This is a genomic window from Microbacterium sp. bgisy203 (genome assembly GCF_965345155.1).
In the GTDB taxonomy this organism is placed as follows: Bacteria; Actinomycetota; Actinomycetes; order Actinomycetales; family Microbacteriaceae; genus Microbacterium.
Window position 1 is genome coordinate 13,811 of sequence record NZ_CBDRLZ010000009.1, and the last position, 18,557, is coordinate 32,367.

At 68.5% G+C, this 18,557-nt stretch carries 15 protein-coding genes; 2 read left to right on the forward strand and 13 right to left on the reverse strand.

Features of this window, described 5'->3' with window-relative positions:
* Positions 1-11 precede the first annotated feature (11 nt).
* From tatA to ACRVYW_RS12245, 6 genes are all read right to left on the reverse strand, one after another.
* Positions 12-269 carry a Sec-independent protein translocase subunit TatA gene (gene tatA / locus ACRVYW_RS12220; RefSeq protein WP_431804978.1) on the reverse strand — a complete coding sequence of 86 codons (258 nt, stop codon included), beginning with the start codon at positions 267-269 and terminating at the stop codon, positions 12-14.
* 86 nt (positions 270-355) lie between these two features.
* Positions 356-1,321: a helix-turn-helix transcriptional regulator gene (locus tag ACRVYW_RS12225; RefSeq protein WP_431804981.1), complete on the reverse strand. Its 966-nt coding sequence runs from the start codon at positions 1,319-1,321 to the stop codon at positions 356-358.
* Positions 1,318-2,322 carry a helix-turn-helix transcriptional regulator gene (locus ACRVYW_RS12230; protein ID WP_431804983.1) on the reverse strand — a complete coding sequence of 335 codons (1,005 nt, stop codon included), beginning with the start codon at positions 2,320-2,322 and terminating at the stop codon, positions 1,318-1,320. The genes ACRVYW_RS12225 and ACRVYW_RS12230 overlap by 4 nt, the downstream gene beginning before the upstream one ends.
* 86 nt (positions 2,323-2,408) lie before the next feature.
* Positions 2,409-3,347, reverse strand: coding sequence for an FKBP-type peptidyl-prolyl cis-trans isomerase (locus ACRVYW_RS12235; protein ID WP_431804985.1), 939 nt, complete (start codon positions 3,345-3,347; stop codon positions 2,409-2,411).
* Positions 3,348-3,351: 4 nt separating this feature from the next.
* Positions 3,352-4,407 (reverse strand): tRNA (adenine-N1)-methyltransferase, encoded by a 1,056-nt coding sequence (locus ACRVYW_RS12240; RefSeq protein WP_431804987.1) that lies wholly within the window; start codon positions 4,405-4,407, stop codon positions 3,352-3,354.
* Positions 4,404-5,096 carry an HAD family hydrolase gene (locus ACRVYW_RS12245; RefSeq protein ID WP_431805108.1) on the reverse strand — a complete coding sequence of 231 codons (693 nt, stop codon included), beginning with the start codon at positions 5,094-5,096 and terminating at the stop codon, positions 4,404-4,406. The genes ACRVYW_RS12240 and ACRVYW_RS12245 overlap by 4 nt, the downstream gene beginning before the upstream one ends.
* Before the next feature lie 170 nt (positions 5,097-5,266).
* On the opposite strand from ACRVYW_RS12245, the gene ACRVYW_RS12250 reads away from it, so the two are divergent.
* On the forward strand, positions 5,267-6,163 hold the full coding sequence (locus ACRVYW_RS12250) for a PAC2 family protein (RefSeq protein ID WP_431804989.1): 897 nt from the start codon (positions 5,267-5,269) through the stop codon (positions 6,161-6,163).
* A gap of 30 nt (positions 6,164-6,193) precedes the next feature.
* Here ACRVYW_RS12250 and ACRVYW_RS12255 read toward each other — a convergent pair whose 3' ends face one another.
* From ACRVYW_RS12255 to chrA, 6 genes are all read right to left on the reverse strand, one after another.
* Entirely contained in the window at positions 6,194-7,021 is an 828-nt protein-coding gene (locus ACRVYW_RS12255; protein ID WP_431804991.1) for an undecaprenyl-diphosphate phosphatase, read from the reverse strand.
* A gap of 48 nt (positions 7,022-7,069) precedes the next feature.
* Positions 7,070-8,410: a M20/M25/M40 family metallo-hydrolase gene (locus tag ACRVYW_RS12260; protein ID WP_431804993.1), complete on the reverse strand. Its 1,341-nt coding sequence runs from the start codon at positions 8,408-8,410 to the stop codon at positions 7,070-7,072.
* Positions 8,411-8,815: 405 nt separating this feature from the next.
* Positions 8,816-9,544, reverse strand: a complete 729-nt coding sequence (locus tag ACRVYW_RS12265) for a VIT1/CCC1 transporter family protein (protein ID WP_431804995.1) — start codon at positions 9,542-9,544, stop codon at positions 8,816-8,818.
* 63 nt (positions 9,545-9,607) lie between these two features.
* Positions 9,608-10,797, reverse strand: a protein-coding gene (locus ACRVYW_RS12270; protein ID WP_431805109.1) for an IS3 family transposase whose coding sequence is annotated in 2 segments (ribosomal slippage) — positions 9,608-10,516 and positions 10,519-10,797 — 1,188 coding nt in all. Because the reading frame shifts where the segments join, the coding sequence is not laid out codon by codon here.
* 29 nt (positions 10,798-10,826) lie between these two features.
* The gene (locus ACRVYW_RS12275) at positions 10,827-12,809 is read right to left on the reverse strand and encodes a heavy metal translocating P-type ATPase (protein WP_431804997.1); all 1,983 of its coding nucleotides are present in this window, start codon (positions 12,807-12,809) and stop codon (positions 10,827-10,829) included.
* A gap of 72 nt (positions 12,810-12,881) precedes the next feature.
* Complete coding sequence (gene chrA / locus ACRVYW_RS12280; RefSeq protein ID WP_431804999.1) at positions 12,882-14,096, reverse strand: chromate efflux transporter; 1,215 nt, start codon at positions 14,094-14,096, stop codon at positions 12,882-12,884.
* 217 nt (positions 14,097-14,313) lie between these two features.
* Here chrA and mobF point away from each other — a divergent pair, with 217 nt between their 5' ends.
* Positions 14,314-17,772, forward strand: a complete 3,459-nt coding sequence (gene mobF / locus ACRVYW_RS12285) for a MobF family relaxase (protein WP_431805110.1) — start codon at positions 14,314-14,316, stop codon at positions 17,770-17,772.
* Here mobF and ACRVYW_RS12290 read toward each other — a convergent pair.
* On the reverse strand, positions 17,767-18,552 hold the full coding sequence (locus ACRVYW_RS12290; RefSeq protein WP_124894434.1) for a Fic/DOC family protein: 786 nt from the start codon (positions 18,550-18,552) through the stop codon (positions 17,767-17,769). The two genes, mobF and ACRVYW_RS12290, sit on opposite strands and share 6 nt — an antisense overlap.
* Positions 18,553-18,557 lie beyond the last annotated feature (5 nt).

Here is an 18,557-nt window from a genome sequence, read left to right on the forward strand (position 1 = left end):
CACGGACGTCGTCAGGAGGTGGAGTCCGGCTTGCCGGGCGTGGCCGGGTCGGCCGCGGCCGGCGTCTGTGCAGCGGGCGCGGCGGTGTTCTCGGCCGTTCCGGCGGTGGAGGATGCCGGGGCATCCTCCTCCTTCATCGCCTTCATCTCGCCCTTGAACACGCGCGCGGACTGCCCGAGGCTTTTCGCGAGTGCCGGGAGCTTCGCCGCGCCGAACAGCAAGAGGATGACGGCGAGGATCAGCAGCCACTGCCAACCATGAGGTCCCATGATGATCCTTCCGATGAGGGCGGGAGAACCCCAGTCTACCCATGGCGGTGATGAGAGTCCTATGGGACGGCGCCGACTCGCCGCGCTCAGCGGTAGAGCTCGAGCCCGGCGCGGGCCCACTCCCGCGCGGCGTCGCGGACGTCGGGGGGCGAGAGGACTTCGAGGGCCCCGCCGAAGCGGGCGGCGAGGCGCTTGACGCTGCGGGCGTCGCCGAGGCGGATGCCGGCGGTGCGGAGGCCCCCCGCGTCGCTCCGCCGCTCGATGACGTAGTCGCCGAGGAGCGCCTCCGCCCCGATCGGGTAGCGGACCTCGACCTCGACATCGGTCTCGCCCGGCTCGAAGAGGTCGGGGACGGCGTCGGCGGCGTGCGTCGCCGCGATGTCGGTGAGCCGGACGTCCGAGACGCGGTCGAGGTGGAACGTCCGCATCGCCTCGCGCAGGTGGCACCACCCCTGCAGGTACCACTGCCCGTCGGCGATGTGGACCTTCACGGCATCCACCGTGCGGGTCGTGGGCGGCGCGTCCGGAGCGCGGTAGTCGAACGACACCGCGACGCCGCGCTGGAGCGCGTCGGCGACCGCGATGCGGACGTCGTCGACCTCCTGCGGGGCGACGATCACGTCGGCGGGGGCGCTCGACGCGCCGCGCGCGAGCTTGGCGAGCAGTCCCTGGACGATCTTCGACCCGCCCGCGTCGCCGACGCCGGGGAGCGAGGCCGCGAGCTGCAGCCCGGCGAGCAGTGCCGCCGCCTCGCGTGCGCTCAGCCGCGGCGTTCGCTCGAGGCCGACCGAGTTCGTGATGAGGATGATGTCCTGCTCGTCGAGCAGGTCCCAGTCGATGTCGAAGAGGTCGTTCGCCATCTGCCAGAAGCCGCCGTCGCCGGGCAGGCCGATGACGGTGAGCTTCTCGACCATCGCACGCATCTGCTCGGGCTCGACGTCGAAGTCCGCCGCCGCCTCGGCGAGGGTGACCTCGCCCTTCGCGATGAGATACGGCACGAGCTGGAGGATGAGGGCCGCGCGGTCGGTGGCGACGAGCGGGCGCGCGCTCATGCCGCACCTCCCCCGTCGTGGACGTGGCGGCGGGCGACGCGCTCGAGCCGGGCGATGACGGCGGCGCGGAGGTCGGCCGGCTCGACGACGCGCACCTCAGGGCCGTACGAGGCGAGCTCGTCGGCGAAGATGTGCACGTCGACGTAGGGCACGTGGATGCCCTGTTCCGCGGGCCGCGACCGGCGGCTGAGCCGCAGGGCGGCCTCGGTGCCCGGCGTCACCTCCAGCAGGGCCTGCTGCCGTGCGGCGACGTCGGCGAGGCCCGCGAGCGCGCGCTCCCCCGCACCCTCGCGCTCGCCGAGGTCGAACCGGGTCTTCGTGATCTCGACGTCGGAGACGATCCGCGCGAGGAGGAAGGTGCGCACGTCGTCCTGATCGAGATCGAACCCGTAGACATGCCACCGCCCCTCGTACTCGACGAGAGCGAGAGGCCGGATGCGGCGCAGCCGCGCGGCATCCTCCCCCGGCTTCGCGTACGAGAATCGCACGACGCGGCCGAGCTCGATCGCCTGCTGCAGGGGATCGAAGGAGCTTTCGCGCAGGCTGATGCGCGGCGAGTACCCGATGATGGGCGCGTCGACATCGATGCCGAGGGCGCGGATCTTGCGCAGGCCGCTGCGCGCGTCGGCGGACATCGAGCTCTCGCTCCAGACGCCGCTCGCAAGGTTCAGCACCGCGAGCTCGGCGGGCGTGAAGGTGAGGTCGGCGGGCAGCTCGTACTCCGTCGTGGGAATACGGTAGCGCGCCTCCCGGAGGTCGTCGGGATCGGCGTAGTCGCCGATCGTCTCCACCTGGATGCCGAGGGAGCGGAGCGTCTGCTTGTCGCGCTCGAACATCTTCTCCAGGGCGTCCTTCGACGCCCCCGAGGTCGCCTGTTCGCGATAGCCCGCGACGGAGGCGAGGATCGTCTCCTTCGTCAGTCCCGGCTCGGTCGCCATGAGGGCGACGACGAGATTCACCAAGCGCTCTTCGGGCGCGGTGCGGGTCGACGAGGATGCCACCCGCCCATCCTAGGCGGCGTCGAGCGGCGCGACGCGGCCCACCCCGCCCTGTGTCGGAGATGCGGCCGGGCTTCGCACGCGTGCGCTCAGCGTGTCGCGGCTGCGGGCGCGGGGTCGTCGATTCCCAGGATGTCGACGACGTAGACCGTCGCGCGCTGACCGTCGGCGGCGGCTCCGGGGTCGACGACCATCAGCTGCGATCCGACCGTCGCGCCCTGCACCGCGTCGGCGAAGACGTCGCCGGAGGTCACGGTGCGGCTCGCCCCGTCCTCCCACGTCGACTCGGTGACGGTCTTGCTGTCCCACTCGACGGCCAGCACGTGCACGCGCGCCGCAGCGATATCGTCGACGACCGCGCCGTCGCCTTTCTTCAGCGTCTCGACGACACGCTGGTCGGGCGCCGAACCCGACGGGATCACAAGGCCGGGTCGGCCGCCGGGGGCCAGGACGACCGACGGCATGCCGCGCCGGTCGTTGTACTGCGGCGCGCCGTCGGCGGCAGGGAGGTACACCTTCGTGAGGTCGAGCGTCACCGCGAGCGCCTCGCCGTCGCCGATGCCGAGGTTCTGCGCCTGATTCGGCGACATGCCGGTGGACGCGGGAACGGCCCCGACGATGCGCGACCCCTCTGTGGCGCACATCATCATGTCGGCGAAACCGGGCAGGTTGTTCCGCCACTTCGCGATCGTCTGCGGCGCCAGCGTCTCGGTCGTGATGGTCTCGCCGGTCGCGCCGCGCGCGACGGTCACCGTGAAGGCGACATCCTGCTGCTCGCTCGTGACTCGGGTGCCCGTCCCCACCTTCTCATCGGCGTGAACCGTCTCGTCCACGTAGAGAGGCGGTTGGACGGTCATCGAGGGCTTGCCGAATTCGCCGTCGGTCTCGATGAGGTCGAGGACCGTGGTGTCCGAATCGACGCGCTCGCACGACGACGAGGCGGACGAGGACGCCGGTGCGGACGAGCACGCGACGAGGGTCACCGCGGTGAGCCCGAGGACGGCGAGAGCGGCAGGGATCCGAAGCACCGGATCAGTCTACGGCTCCCCCGTCGGCGTCCTCGTCCGCCGCGGCCGCGCCCGCGGATGCGATGCGGGCGCCGTCGAGCGCGCGCTGGGCCTCGCGGACGCGCTTGCGGAGGTTCTTGTCGGTGATCTCCCGGTCGCCGACGGCGCCGGGGGTCCAGACCTCGACGTCCGCGTCGGCGTAGCTCGGCTTCTTGAGCGCGCGCTTGCGGACATCCGGGGGCACCGCGCCCGGCGCGAGCCTGCGGGCGGTGATGAGGAAACCGGTGTGCGCCACCATGCGATGGTCGGGGCGCACCGCAAGACCCTCGACGTGCCAGCCGCGCACCATCGTCTCGCTCGACTCAGGTTCGGTGAACAGGCCGGTGCCGCGCAGGTACTCCGCGACACGGCTCAGCTGGGTCGCGGTCGCGACGTAGCAGATCACCACGCCGCCGGGCGTGAGGGCGTCGGCGACGACGTCGATGCACTCCCACGGGGCGAGCATGTCGAGGACCACGCGGTCGACGGTGCCCGGCTCGACCGCAGCGGGAAGCTCCTCGACGAGGTCGCCGACCACGACCTTCCAGCTCTCCGGATAGGCGCCGAAGAACGTCTCGACGTTCGCCTGGGCGACCTCGGCGAACTCGTCACGACGCTCGAACGACCAGAGACGGCCAGCCGGCCCGATCGCGCGCAGGAGCCACAGCGACAGCGCTCCCGACCCGACGCCCGCCTCGACCACGGTGGCGCCGGGGAAGATGTCGGCCTGGGCGAGGATCTGCGCGGCATCCTTCGGATACACGATCGCCGCCCCCCGCGGCATCGACATGACGAAGTCGCGCAGCAGCGGCCGGAGGGCGAGGTACTCGTGTCCCCCGGAGTTCACGAGCACAGACCCGTCGGGCTGACCCACGATCGCCTCGTGCTTCAGCACACCGTGGTGAGTGTGCAACTCGCCGCCCTCGCGGAGGGTGACGGTGTGCATGCGGCCCTTCGGTCCGGTCAGCTGCACTCGGTCGCCCAGGCGGAAGGGGCCGCTCGGGCGCAGGTCGGACGCCGGGGCGGCGGAGAGATCGGTCATCGTGCGGAGCCTTTCGCGGCGCGGGCCGAGTGGAGGTCGGCGAGGTCGCCGAGGGTGCGGCCGTCGAGGGTCGGCCAGATGGCGTGGGCGCCGGTGCCGACGAGCGACACCATGAGCGGGACGCCGACGGTCGTCACGCCCGCGGCGACGGCGGCGCGGACACCCGTCGCGGAGTCTTCGATCGCCAGCGCACGGGCGGGATCGACGCCGAGGGCGGCGCAGGCCTGCAGGTAGGCATCCGGGAAGGGCTTGGGCCGCGTCGCCTCGTCGCCCGAGACGATCAGCTCGAACACGCCCGCCTGAGCGGGCGGCAGTGCCGCGACGACGAGCTCCGCCATGCGGCGCATCGACATCGTCACGAGCGCGCAGCGCACGCCTGCGGCGCGGAGCTCTCCGAGCAGCTCGAGCGCCCCGGGCCGCCACGGGAGGTCGCCTTCGCTGAGGCGCGTCATGACCTGGGCGGTGAGGTGGTCGACGATCTCCTGCGTCGCCATGCGGACGCCCGCCTCCTGCAGGATCGCGGCGGAGGTCTCGAGACCCTTGCCGACGAGGCCGAGCGCCTGCTCGTGCGTCCACGAGCCGCCGAAGCTCTCGACGAGCGCGGTCTCGGCCGCCATCCAGAACTTCTCGGTGTCGACGAGGGTGCCGTCGAGGTCCCAGAGCACGGCGTCCGGATACGCGGAGGTCATATCGGCGGATGCCTCGGCCGACGCGCCGGATGAAGGCTCGGAGAGGCCGTCGTGGGGCGTGGAGGACATCCCTCCATCGTACGACGTGCGCATCCGGCGGCCCTCTGCGCCCCATGCGCGGCGGCCGGCGCGTATCGTGGGGGCAACGATTCGCCAGGACGAGGAGTGGTGTGGACGAACTGGGTCAGCGGGTGCTCGTGGTCGCCTTCGACGGATGGAACGACGCGGGCGAGGCGGCCTCCGCGGCCGTTGCGCACCTGCGCGAGTCCGGCGCCTACCGCGAGGTGTTCTCCGTCGATCCCGAGCTCTACTTCGACTACCAGTACACGCGGCCGCAGGTGCGGATGGATGCCGACGGTGCCCGCAGCCTCGTCTGGCCCGATGCCACGGTGTGGCGGCCGCTGCACCCCTCCGACGGCACGCGCCTGTGGCTCCTGTCCGGCTTCGAGCCGGCGCGCGCGTGGCAGGCGTTCGTCGCCGAGCTCATCGACGCGGCCCTGCGCGAAGACATCACGGGCATCGTCGCACTCGGCTCGATGATGTCCGACGTGCCGCACACGCGCCCCATCTCGGTCTTCGCGGGCAGTGAGAACGAGGCGCTGCGTGCGGCGCTCGGACTCGAGAAGCCGACGTACGAGGGTCCGGCCGGAATCCTCACCGTGCTGTCGACGGCCGCGGAGGATGCCGGCATCCCCTGCGCCGCTCTCTGGGCCAGCATCCCGCACTACGTCGCCGGGCACAGCCCGTCGCCGAAGGCGACGCTCGCGCTCCTCGACCGCCTCTCCGACCTGACGGGTGCCGTCATCCCCCGCGGCGAGCTTCCCGCCCAGTCGCTCGCGTGGGAGGCATCCATCGATGCGGCGGCGTCGGACGACGAGGAGATGACCGAGTACATCCACCAGCTCGAGCAGACGCGCGACACGTGGGACTCGCCGGAGGCGTCGGGCGACGCGATCGCGCAGGAGTTCGAGCGCTACCTCCGCCGCGGCGGCGGTGACGGGCAGAAGGGCCCGGGCGGTCCCGGTCAAAGCGGACCGGGGCAGGGGCCTGACGGGCCGCGGCGCTAGTGAGCGCGGCGGCTCGGTCGCGCGGAACGCTCAGTAGGCCGACAGCACCCCGAGGCTCAGCAGGATGATGAGCACGATGCCGAGGACCACGCGGTAGATCACGAACGGCAGGAAGCTGCCGCGCTTGAGGTACTGCATGAGGAAGGCGATGACCGCGAGGCCGACGACGAAGGCGATGATGGTCGCGACGACCGTCTCCCCCATCGTGAACACTGCCGAACCCGGCTCTTTGATCGCGTGGTACAGCTCGTAGAGGCCGCTGCCGAAGACGGCGGGCACGGCGAGAAGGAAGGCGACCTCCGCCGCGGCGGGGCGGGTGAACCCCAACGCGAGACCCATCGTCGTCGTCGCGCCCGAGCGCGAGACGCCGGGGATCAGCGCGAGCGACTGCGCGAGGCCGAGGGCGAGGCCGTCTTTCAGGGTGATGTCCTCCTCGTTGCGCGTGCGTCGCCCGAGCGCATCGGCGGCGCCGAGCAGCAGACCGAAGACGATGAGGACGATCGCGACGAGCCAGAGGTTTCGGAACGTGTCGCGGATGACGTCCTGGAAGAGGAAGCCGATGACGCCGATCGGGATCGTGCCGATGATGACGATCCAGCCCATCCGCGCGTCGGGGTCGTTGCGCGGCACGGCGCCGGTGAGTGAGCGGAACCAGCGGCCGACGATCCGGACGATCCGCTTCCAGAAGTAGACGAGGACCGCGAGCTCGGTGCCGAGCTGGGTGATCGCGGTGAAGGTGGCACCGGGGTCCTGCGCCGACGGCAGGAACTCACCGATGATGCGCAGGTGTGCGCTCGACGAGATCGGCAGGAACTCGGTGAGTCCCTGCACGATGCCGAGGATGATCGCGTCGAACATCTGAGGGCCTTCCGGGTTTCCTGGCGGGGCGTGTCGCGGTGGTGCGGCTCAATACGAGCGGAGAAGGTCGACCAGCACCCGCTGACCGAAGACGAGGGCGTCGATGGGGACCCTCTCGTCCACACCATGGAACATACCCGTGAAGTCGAAGTCGGCCGGAAGGCGCAACGGCGCGAAGCCGTACCCGGCGATGCCGAGTTCGGCGAGCGCCTTGTTGTCGGTGCCGCCGCCCATCAGGTACGGGACGACCGGGACGCCCGGGTCGTGCCGGTCGAGAGCGCCCACCATCGCCTCGACGAGCGGGCCGGCGAACGGCACCTCGAGCCCGATGTCGCGGTGGACGATCTCGATGACGATGTCGTCGCCCACGATGCGCTGGATCTCGGCGAGGACCTCGTCCTCCTGCCCGGGAAGGGTGCGCACGTCGATCGCCGCCGTCGCCGCGTCGGGGATGACGTTGTGCTTGTAGCCGGCCGTCAGCCCCGTCGGGTTCGTCGTCGTCCGGAACGTCGAACGGAGGAATCCGGATGCCGGGCCGGTCGCGTCGGCCACGGCATCCGGGTCGGGAGTCTGCGCCTCGTTCGGCAGACACGCCTCGTTCGGCAGACAGAGGGCCGCGAGTCCCTCGACGGTCTGCCGCGTCGTCTGTGTGAGGTCGATCGGCCAGGTCGTCCGGCCGAGGGCGGCGACCGCCTCGGCGAGGCGCGTCACGGCGTTGTCGGGGTGGAAGCGGCTGCCGTGGCCTGCGCGGCCCATTGCGCGCAGGCGCAGCCAGACGAGGGCCTTCTCCCCCACCTGCAGGAGGTAGGCGCGGCCCGGCTCGCCGTCGTCGCCGGGTCGACCCACGCCGATCGAGTAGCCGCCGACCTCGCTGATGGCCTCGGTCGCGCCCGCGAACCACTCGGGCCGATCGCGCACGACCAGCTGCGAACCCTCGACGCCGCCGTTCTCCTCGTCGGCGAAGAAGACGAGGACGAGGTCCCGCTCGGGCTGCTCGCCGGCCCGCAGGAGCTCTGCGACGGCGCTGAGGATCATGGCATCCATGTTCTTCATGTCCACCGCGCCGCGCCCCCAGAGGAGGCCGTCCGCCACCTCGCCCGCGAACGGGTCGACGCTCCAGTCCGCGGCGACGGCGGGGACGACGTCGAGGTGGCCGTGCAGGACGAGCGCCGGCTTGTCGGGGCTGCGCCCCGCCACCCGCGCCATGACGTTCGTGCGCCGCGGAATCGGCTCGTAGTACTCGACCTCGAGGCCGAGGGATTCGAGGTACGCCCCGACGTACTCCGCCGCCTCCCGCTCGCCATGGGCCCGACCCTCGCCGTAGTTGGTGGTGTCGAAGCGGATGAGGTCGCGCGCGATGCGCGCCACCTCGGGCAGGTCGTCGGTCATGCCCTCCACGCTACCGGGGGCGCGTGCATGTCGACGTCGGATGCCGGGTCGTGCGACGTCCGCGGGGAGCCGGGCTTCTTCGGAGATCCGGGCTTCTTCGGACGGATTCGGCGCGAACCCTCCGAAGAAGCCGCGATCTCCGAAGTACGCAGGGGTCGCGGGCGTCGCGCGAACGGGAAAGGCCCCCGGATCCTGTCGGACCGGGGGCCTTCACACTGTGCGCGAGGGGGGACTTGAACTGATCCGTTCCCCCTCGCGCCCGCAACCCCGTATCGACGTTCTGCCGCATGATTCCGCGGTTCCTGCGAGGCCCACCTGTGGATAACTGCACCGCGATTCACAACCTAGCAGCGTCGGTAGCACATGAGTTAGCACATGAAATCGGGCCGGATCACGAGAAGCGGCCTATCCGATGGCCACGCCAAAGAGTGCCCCAATGGCGTATGTGGCGATCATGGTCGCTGAGCCCATGACCACGTTCCGGAGAATTGCGCGACCGCGCGGCGCGCCACCGAGCGCAGCGCTGATCCAACCGGTGAGGAAGAGGCCGATCACAACTGCGATGGCTGCGATCCAAACTCGGTGTCCGCCGACGGGGAGCAAGATCATGATGAGTGGGATCAGCGCTCCAACGGCGAACGCAATGAACGATGACACGGCGGCTGCCCACGGGCTTGTGAACTCTTCATGGTCGATTCCGAGTTCGACCTCTGCGTGAGCGGCGAGAGCGTCCGTCTCGGTAAGCTGCACCGCGACCTGATGCGCGAGGTCATCTGAGAGGCCCCGCTGTCGATAGAGCTCGGTGAGTTCTTCAAGCTCCTCCTCGGGCATGGTTTCGAGCTCCCACCGTTCTTTTGCGATGAGCGCTTTCTCTGTGTCGCGCTGGGTGCTCACCGAAACATACTCTCCGCCAGCCATTGAGAACGCCCCGGCAACTACGGCGGCGATACCGGCCGTCGCGATTGCCAGTACGTTGTTTGGTGTAGCGGCAGCGACACCGACGACGACACCCGCGGTAGAGATGATGCCGTCGTTTGCGCCGAGCACCCCTGCACGTAGCCAGTTCAAGCGTTGGCCCACGTTCTGCAGGTGGGCTTCGCCGGGATGCGGCGTGGTGCTTGAGTCGGATGCCATATTGTTCATTTCCTGTCTTGGGGGTCTGCCCCGAGTCTTGTTGACAGTCGGGGTTTGGGGTGATCAGGCCGCTTCTGCGTCCTTGTAGATCATCTCAAATTCGATGGGGGTGAGTTTGCCGAGGCCGCGTTGGCGGCGTCGGCGGTTGTACTTCGTTTCGATCCAGGTGACCATCGCGAGGCGGAGGTCGGCGCGGGTGTCCCAGCGCCTGGTGTTGAGCACGTTCTTCTGGAGCAGGCTGAAAAAGCTCTCCATGCTCGCGTTGTCTCCGGCTCCGTAAGACCGGCCCATGGAGCCGACGAGGCCGTTGTTCTTCAGGAGGTTCTGGGTGCGTTTCGCGCGGAACTGGCCTCCTCTGTCGGAGTGGCAGATCGTGCCGTGAGGTGAGCGCAGCGCGATCGCGTTGCGCATCGCCGCCCGCGCCAGGGACGACTTCATGCGGGTGTCGATGGAGTAGCCGACGATCTTGTTCGACCAGACGTCTTTGATCGCGCAGATGTAGAGCTTGCCTTCTCTGGTCGGGTGTTCCGAGATGTCCCACAGCCAGACCTTGTTCGGCCCGTCGGCGACGAACTCGTGCCGGACGACACCGTGCTCGTCGACGACCGCGAGGAGGTCGTCGTGCGGCGCAGGTCCCGTGCTGCCGGGCTTGCTGTGTTTGCGATGGTGGGACGCGTGAATCCCCGCGATCCGGCAGAGTCGATGCACTCGGTTCTCGCTCGCGGTGATCTCGTGCTCGGTCTCGAGCTCGTCGGTGAGGAACCGGTACCCGAGGGTCACGTCGTCGGCATGGAGGTCGTAGAGCACGTCGATCAGGTGCGCGTCGTCCCAGTCCCGCTGGGAGACCAGGGCTTTGAGCCACTGGTAGTACCCCTGCCGGGACAGGCCGAGGACCCGCAACGCCACCGCGACCGGCACCCTCACGGGAGCGCCGGCCGCAGCCATCTCGTGGACGAGCGGGAAGACTATTTTCCCGGCAGGTTCGCCTGCGACAGATACGCCGCAGCCCGCCGCAACACCTCGTTCTCCTGCTCCAGCAGCCGGATTCGCTTGTTCGCTTCACGCAGCTGCTTGCGCTCGTCGTCGGTTAGGCCGGCGCGTTTGCCGTCCTCGACGTCGGCCTGCTTCAACCAGTTCGACAGCGAGCCTTCGGAGATACCGAAGTCTTTCGCGATCTGCGCCAACGGCGCTTGACCCTTCCGGGCCACGGCCACGACATCATCGCGGAACTCTCGGGGATAGGGCTTTGCCACAGAAACATCCTTCCAGCGAGGACGAATCCTCACAGTTCAGATGTCAACCAAACTCGGGGCAGACCCTGGGTCGTGCTGAAGTGAAGTTGTTCCGTCGATGCGACTGGTGATGATCGTGTGATTCGCTCAGATCGTGGGCCGACTGCACGGAGTGCGCCGAGGATGGCCACCAGGTCAACGACTTCTTGCAGCCACGCGCCGAGGAGTGCTGGGAGGAACCCGAAGGCTGCGATGAGCATGAGGCCGACGCTGATGATGATGCCGAGCCAGATGCTTTGCAGTGCGATCCGCACGGTGTCCTTGCCGATGCTCACCGCGCGCGGCAGGGCCGAGAGCGTGTCGTAGCGGTTCACGATGTCCGCAGACTCCGATGCTGCGGTCGCACCGCGCGCCCCCATTGCGAAGCCAATATCCGCAGCAGCGAGCACCGGGGCATCGTTGAGGCCGTCACCGACCATGATGAGCGGGCGGGGCTGCACGCTACTGACAATGCGAACTTTGTCGCCGGGGCGGCACTCCGCGTGCACCTCGCTGATTCCAAGGCGCCGCGCGATGGGTTCGGCGGTGGCTGCAACGTCTCCGGTGACCATGAGCGTACGCTCGATACCGAGTGCGCTCAGCTGACGGAGAGCCTGGGCTGCTTCTTCGCGCACTTGGTCGCGCATGACGATGGCTCCGGCGAAACGGCCATCGACTGAGACGTAGATTGCGAGTTCCCCTGGAGCAAGGTCTGCCAGCACGAGGTCCGGCGCGGAGTGGCGCACCCAGGAGGGCTTGCCGACACGAACCGTCACTGCCTCAGGTGCGTCAGGAGTGCGGAACACAGCCGCGACTCCGTTTGTCGCGATCTCCTCGGCATGTTCGGCTTCGACGAGCGACAGGCCGTGCTGTTTCGCGGCCTGCACGACGGAGTCCGCAAGCACGTGAGAGGAGTACACCTCCGCTGAGGCTGCGAAACGCAGCAGCTCGTCTTCGCTGGCGCGGTCGGCGGGCAGAAGGCGTTCGAGCACTGGCTTGCCGGTAGTGATGGTGCCGGTCTTATCGAATGCCGCCGAGCGGGCTCGTGAAAGCTGTTCGAGGGTGCCGCCGCCCTTGACGATCAGCCCGAACCTCGCGGCACGGCTCATGCCACCGAGAAACGCGACCGGCGCGGCGATCAGCAGCGGGCATGGGGTCGCCACCACCAGCACCTCGGCAAACCGGACAGCCTCTCCACTGACCGCCCACGCGATCCCGGCGATCACGAGCGCGAGCACTGTGAACGGCACCGCGTACCGATCTGCGAGCCGCACGACTTTGGCTTTGCTCCCCGCGGCTTGTTCGACGAGCCGAACAATCTGCTGATACTCGCTCTCGGCGGCCGGAGCCGCAGCCCGCATGGTGACTGCGGCTTGTCCATTTACCGCACCGCTCGACACTTTCTCTCCCGCGTCACGCTCAACGGGCAGGCTTTCACCGGTCAATGACGACTCATCGAACACGGCGTGCTCGGAGACGAGGATCGAGTCCACAGGCACGAGTGCACCCGGCCGCACCAACAACAGATCACCCACCTCGACTTCTTCGACCGGTATGTCCTCGGTCGTGACCTCGGCAGTATGCCCGTGCATGTCCGCGCCGGGTGCGCTTGGGGCGAGGATGCGCGTGGCCTGCTGGGGTGCCTTACGCAGCAGCGCGGTCAGTTCCCGCTTCGAACGGTTCTCAGCGTAATCTTCGAGGGCCGCCCCGCCGGTGAGCATCAGCACCACCACGAGCGCCGCCCACGGCTCCCCAACGAGCACTGCAGCGGTGATTGCCGTCACCGCAAGAATGTCGAGCCCGGCGTGCCCTCGGATGAGCTGCCGGATCATCCCGACCGCCTCCCACCCGGCAATCACGAGCGCATACGCACCCACAATCCAGCTGGCCGACTCAATGGCCGGAGTCGCTAAAAGAACCAACCCGATCATAGCCACCAACAGTGTTGCGATCACGAGTGGATATGCCCTGACCAGAGATGAAAAACGGCTCATGCTTCAATCCTCCCAGGCGGGCACGCTTCTCGCATTGTAGGCCAGCCTCGCCTGAGTATCCGCGTAGCGCGTTCAGAGCAGCAATGCCCCGGCTCCTGCGGCCCCGAGCACTACCGCCCATGCCGGTGTTTTCCAGGACGTGAGTGCGACAAACGCGAGTGCCGCGACGACGAGTGATGCGGCGTTCGTGACACCCGCGGTGAATACGGGGTCGTACAGCGCGGCGGCGAGCAGCCCGACGACTCCGGAGTTCACGCCCGTCAGCACACGCTGCACTCTCGGCGCACGACGCAACCGCTCCCAGAAGGGCAGCACCCCCATCACGAGCAGCGCAGACGGCAGAAAGATCGCGAGCAGCGCAATGGATGCGCCGAGCAGCCCACTCGGGCCGCCCGTGGTGACCGCTCCGAGAAACGCGGCGAAGGTGAACAGCGGCCCTGGCACCGCCTGCGCGGCACCATACCCCGCGAGGAACGCACCCGGCTCCACCAGTCCAGTCTGCACTGTCTCAGCCTGCAAAAGCGGGAGCACGACATGCCCGCCGCCGAACACGAACGACCCCGCACGATAGAAGGTGTCAATCAGGCCTACCGTGGCGTTGCCGGTGAACACAGCAAAAATCGGCAACCCTGCGAGCAGCATGACGAACAAAGCCAGGCTCAACCATCCGACTGCGGGCCGCAGGCGCACCCGGAAACGCGGTTCATCGTTCTCGGTCGTGCTCGGGGATCGACAGACGAAGAACCCCGCGATCCCGGCCAAGGCCATCGCGCCGAACATCGTCAGCGGGCCGGGTACGAGCAGCACGACAGTGAGCACCCCGACAGCAATCGTCGCTCGTCGCGCATCAGGCGTGAGTGACTTTGCCATCCCGAGCACAGCATGACCCACGACCGCGACCGCCGCAGCCTTCAGGCCCAGCACCCATCCAGCCTGCGATACGTCGCCAAGGGTCGATACGCCGAGCGCGAACCCGAACAGCAATACCGCAGATGGCAGTGTGAACCCGAGCCATGCCGCGACAAGACCGAGTATTCCAGCTCTCTGCAAACCGATCGCCATGCCGACCTGGCTCGATGCCGGGCCGGGAAGAAACTGGCACAATGCGACAAGATCCGCATACGCGCGATCACCCAGCCATCTGCGTCGCTCGACGAACTCTGCTCGAAAATACCCAAGATGAGCGACCGGGCCACCGAACGACGTGCACCCTAACCTCAAGAACACCAGAAGGACCAGCAATGGCGCGCCAAAGTCGGTTCGACGGCCAACTTCTGCGGATAACATTTCTTACTCAGAATGGGGCACCATCCGGGACTGGCGCTACTCGCCGCGCTGCATTCACGCAGTGTTCACTCGCGGCTCAGAAGCCGTCACCGACTTACGCGAACCTTCCGTGTCGCACAGTGCGATTCTAAGATCGCTCTGCTGACTTCTGAATGAACGTATGCTACCGTGGTAGATAGATAGAGTTTCTAGTTTAGAAACATTGGTGGTGAGAGCGATGCAGGGCGGCGTGATCTTGCTCCGGGGCACCGGGGCTGATGCGCTGCGCTATGTCGAGGCCGACCGCTCGCGTGCTGACGACTACTACCTGTCTGACAGCACCGGGGTTCAGTACGCGGTGCTCGACGCTTCGGGCGAGGCCGTGAGTAGTCGGGTGCTGACCGCTGACGAGTATGCGGGATGGGTGGACTGGCTCAATCCCGATACCGGCGAGCAGATGGGAAGGCCTCGCCTCGCGGGGTTGGATCGGCAGGGGTCGCCCCGGTTCGCGGAAATGGTCATCAACACCCCCAAGAGCCTGTCCGTCGCTGCCGCCTTGCATCCCGAGGTATCCAAGGCGCTGGACGCAGCACAGCAGGACGCCCTGGCGGAGATTCTGCGGTGGCTCGCCCAGTACTCCGTGACTCGTGTCGGCCCGCGCGGCAAGCAGGAGGTCGTACCTATTGAGCACATGCAGGTGGTCGGCATCACGCACCGGACGAGCCGGGCCGGTGATCCTCACCGGCATATCCACATGCAGATCGGCGCCCGTGTCTGGGCGGCGGGCAAGTGGCGGGCGCTCGACACGGCGGCGACGTTCCGGCAGCAAGGCGCGATCCGCGCCCTCGGTACTGCCGTGATCGCCGCCAGCCCCGAACTCGCGGAAGTGCTCGACCGTCACGGCCTCCTCCTCGACCCGGTGACTGGCGAAGTCACCGAACTCGAACCGTTCAACGCGCTCATGTCGAAGCGCGGCGAGCAGGTGCGGAAGAACCTGGAACGGCTCGAAGCCGAGTGGGAGACGGCGCATCCGGGCGAGACGATGGGGCCGGTCGTCTCATCTCGGCTGACAGCGCAGGCGTGGGCGTATGAGCGCCCCGCGAAGAAGCCCACGACCTTGCGGGAAGAGGAAGCCTGGCTGACCGAGCTCCGCGAGGTCGGCTACGACCCCGAACACCTGGCCGGCATGCCGGCGCGTGTGCCGGTATCACCGGATGAGGTCTCGGTGCAGCGGATCGCATCGCGTGCGCTGGATCGTTGCGCCGTAGCAGAGTCGGCATGGACTCGCCACACCGTGCAGGAACACGCCACCCGCATCATCACCGAGGCGGGCGTGCGTGCCACCCCGCAGGAGTTGCGCGAACTGGTGACCGTTGCAACGACGCTCGCGCTCGAGGATTGCTTCTCGATCCTGCCGCCTGACACCGCTACCCCGGAGCATGTCGCGCACCTCACGAGTTTGCGGGTGGTGCAGGTAGAGACGGAACTGCGCGACCTCATCACCGCCCGAACACCCGACCGCGAGCCGAAACACGGCGACGTGCGCGAGCACGCGGCCGCACTCGGGCAGCAGCTTGACCCTGGCCAGCTCGTCGCGGCCGCAGCGGTCGCCTCGACTGATCCGTTGGTGATCGTGGAGGGCGCCGCAGGCGCGGGCAAGACCACGATGCTCGCCACCGCGATCCGCGCCGCTGAGCAGCGCGGCGGCAGGGTGCGGGTGGTTGCGCCGACCAAGCGTGCCGCCGAGGTCGCGCACCAAGAACTTGGCGTGCCCGCCGAAAGCGTCGCCGCCCTCGTCTACGCGTACGGATGGCGCTGGAACCAGGACGGCGTATGGACACGCCTCGCCCCAGGCGACACCGATCCGATGACTGGCGGAACCTACACCGGCCCACCCCGAGACGCGCAGGTGCGCCGTGGCGAGCGGATCGTCGTGGACGAGGCCGGGATGCTCGACCAAGACACCGCACTCGCCCTGTTCACCGTCACAGCCGAGACGGGCGCAACCCTCGCGCTCGTCGGCGACCGCGCGCAACTGCCCGCAGTCGGCAGGGGCGGCGTGCTCGACATGGCCGCACAACTCAGGGGCCGCACGTTCGACATGGATGAGGTACACCGCTTCACCAACCCCGCCTACGCCGAGGTGACCGTGCAGATGCGCGACCGTCGCAACCCCGGCGAGGTGTTCGACCGGCTGCGCAAGCTCGGGCTGATCCGGCTCCACACCGATGCCGACGAACTGCGCGAAGACCTCGCCACCAGCAGACACGACGGCGACGCCGTCACCGTCGCATCGAATGACGAGGCGGCCCGGCTGAATGATCGCATCCGAGACGAACGCACCCGCGCGGGCATCGTCGACGACACCACCACGACCACCGGCAGCGACAGCCTCAGCATCGGGCGCGGTGATCTGATCCAGACCCGGCAGAACCGCGCCGACCTGGGCGTGGCGAACCGGCAACCGTGGATCGTCCAACGAGTCGAGCAGGATGGGTCGCTCTGGGTGCGTGACGCGCACAGCGACCGCAAACGCGAACACTCAATCCGCCTGCCCGCCGAGTATGTGCGCGAGCACACCCACCTCTCCTATGCCGCGACCGCCTATGGGGTGCAGGGCGTTACCGTGCCCGCCTCGCACACCGTCCTCACCGAGCAGATGGGCGGCGCGACCGTCTATGTTGGCATGACCCGCGGCCGAAACGAGAACACCCTGCACGTCGTCGCGGAAAGCATGGCCGACGCCCGAGCGCAGTTCATCGAGGCGATCGAACGCGACCGCGCAGACCGAGGACTCGCCGACGCGACCGAACGCGCGGCCGAAGCGGTGCGCGGCCTCGTCGCTGACGGCCCGGTGAAGCTCGTCAACGACGAGGTTGTCCGACTCCTGCGTGACGCTGAGCGCGCCGAGCGAACGGCCGAGAAGTGGGAGCAGATCGCGGAGCGGCTCGACCAGCAGCAGGCCAACCACCAGGCGGAGGACGAGCAAAGCGCCGAGATGATCCGCGCCGCCGAGACTCACACAGCCCAAGCCCGCGCCGAGGTCGTCGCGGAGTTGGTGCCGCAGGCCGTCGAGGACGGCGAAACCTACCTCACAGCCGTCACCGCCGAGAGCACCACATCGGAACGGCTCGCCACGTCGGGCAGGTTCGGACGACGCCGAGCGCGACAGGAGTACCAGGCCGCGACCGAGCGCACCCACACGGCACGCGAGCAGGTGCGCGACGCCTGGGGTGTACTACCGCGCCACGGTGACGGCCTCACCGAGTGGGCCACCACCGCTGCCGAGCGGCGTGCCGAGAACGACCCGCGAGTGATCGACGCTGACCGCCGCCTCGCGGATGCGCAGTCTGGGCGGGCGGCGCTCAAAGACCAGCACAACCGCGAACGCCTCACGCTGCTCGCGCGAGAGTTGGGGGTCGAACGGGTGCGTCGTGACCCGATACGAGCACGGTTCATCCGCCCCGACCGCGAAGCCCGCAACGTGCACGCACAGGCGGCGGTGGCGCGGCGCGATGCCGAGGAATTGCGCGCCCTGCCGCCCGAGCAAGCCGCCGCACTGGTCGAAGTGAAGCGTGCAGCGGCAGAGCAGGTCCGGCAGCTTGCCGCTGACCGCGCGCGGCGACTGCGCGGCACGGTAGAGCAGCACCACCCGAGCACAGAGCCACGGCGTGAAGGCCCGAGCCTGGGCTTATAGGCCGAGCGAGGGGCCGCTGCGCGGATCACAGGGCGACGCGCCACCGAACGCCTCAGGCGGCTGGAGGTTCCAGCGGCGCTGCCGGGCGGCGTCGAGCGCGCGATCCAACGTCTCCGGGTCGCGCACCGACCGGCGAGTGGTGAAGCCCTGTGCGTGCCCGTCCAGGCTCGCCGTGAGCCGGTCGGAGCGTGCGGCGTCTTCGACGGTGACGAGGTTCGGGCGGATCAGCGCGTCAAGCCCGGAGTGATCTTCCACGATGGCGAGGGTGCGGGCATGGGCGAACACGTCGCCGGGGATCTGCGACCAGTCGATCACCCACCCGGCATCGCGGGCGAGCTGGTTGAAGAAGACATGCTGACTGCGCGTGTTCACGTCACGGAACGGATGGATCGCCGTCGTCTCACCCCACACCCACGCCAGCCCATCCGAGAACGCATCCACGTCCAGGTCGCGCAGGTAGTCGCGCTGGGCGAGCGCACCAAACACGCGCTCCGTCTCGGGAACGATGAACTGCGGGCGGCAATGCGCAATGCCGGTGCCGCCGGGATGGGTGTCGGTGGCGCGAATCTCGCCACCCCAGGAGTACATATCTTGCGTCAGGTAGGCGTGGATCGCTTGCAAGTGCGGCAGATCGTAGCCACCAGCGACGGGGTGCTCGCGTAGCGCACCCATGCGGGCACCGATGAAGTCGGCCTCAGCATCTTTCCAGTCGTCGTAGTCGGTGATGCCGAACGTGTTGACCAGAACATCGCTGCCCGGATAGGTGTACCGATCAGGCATCGCGA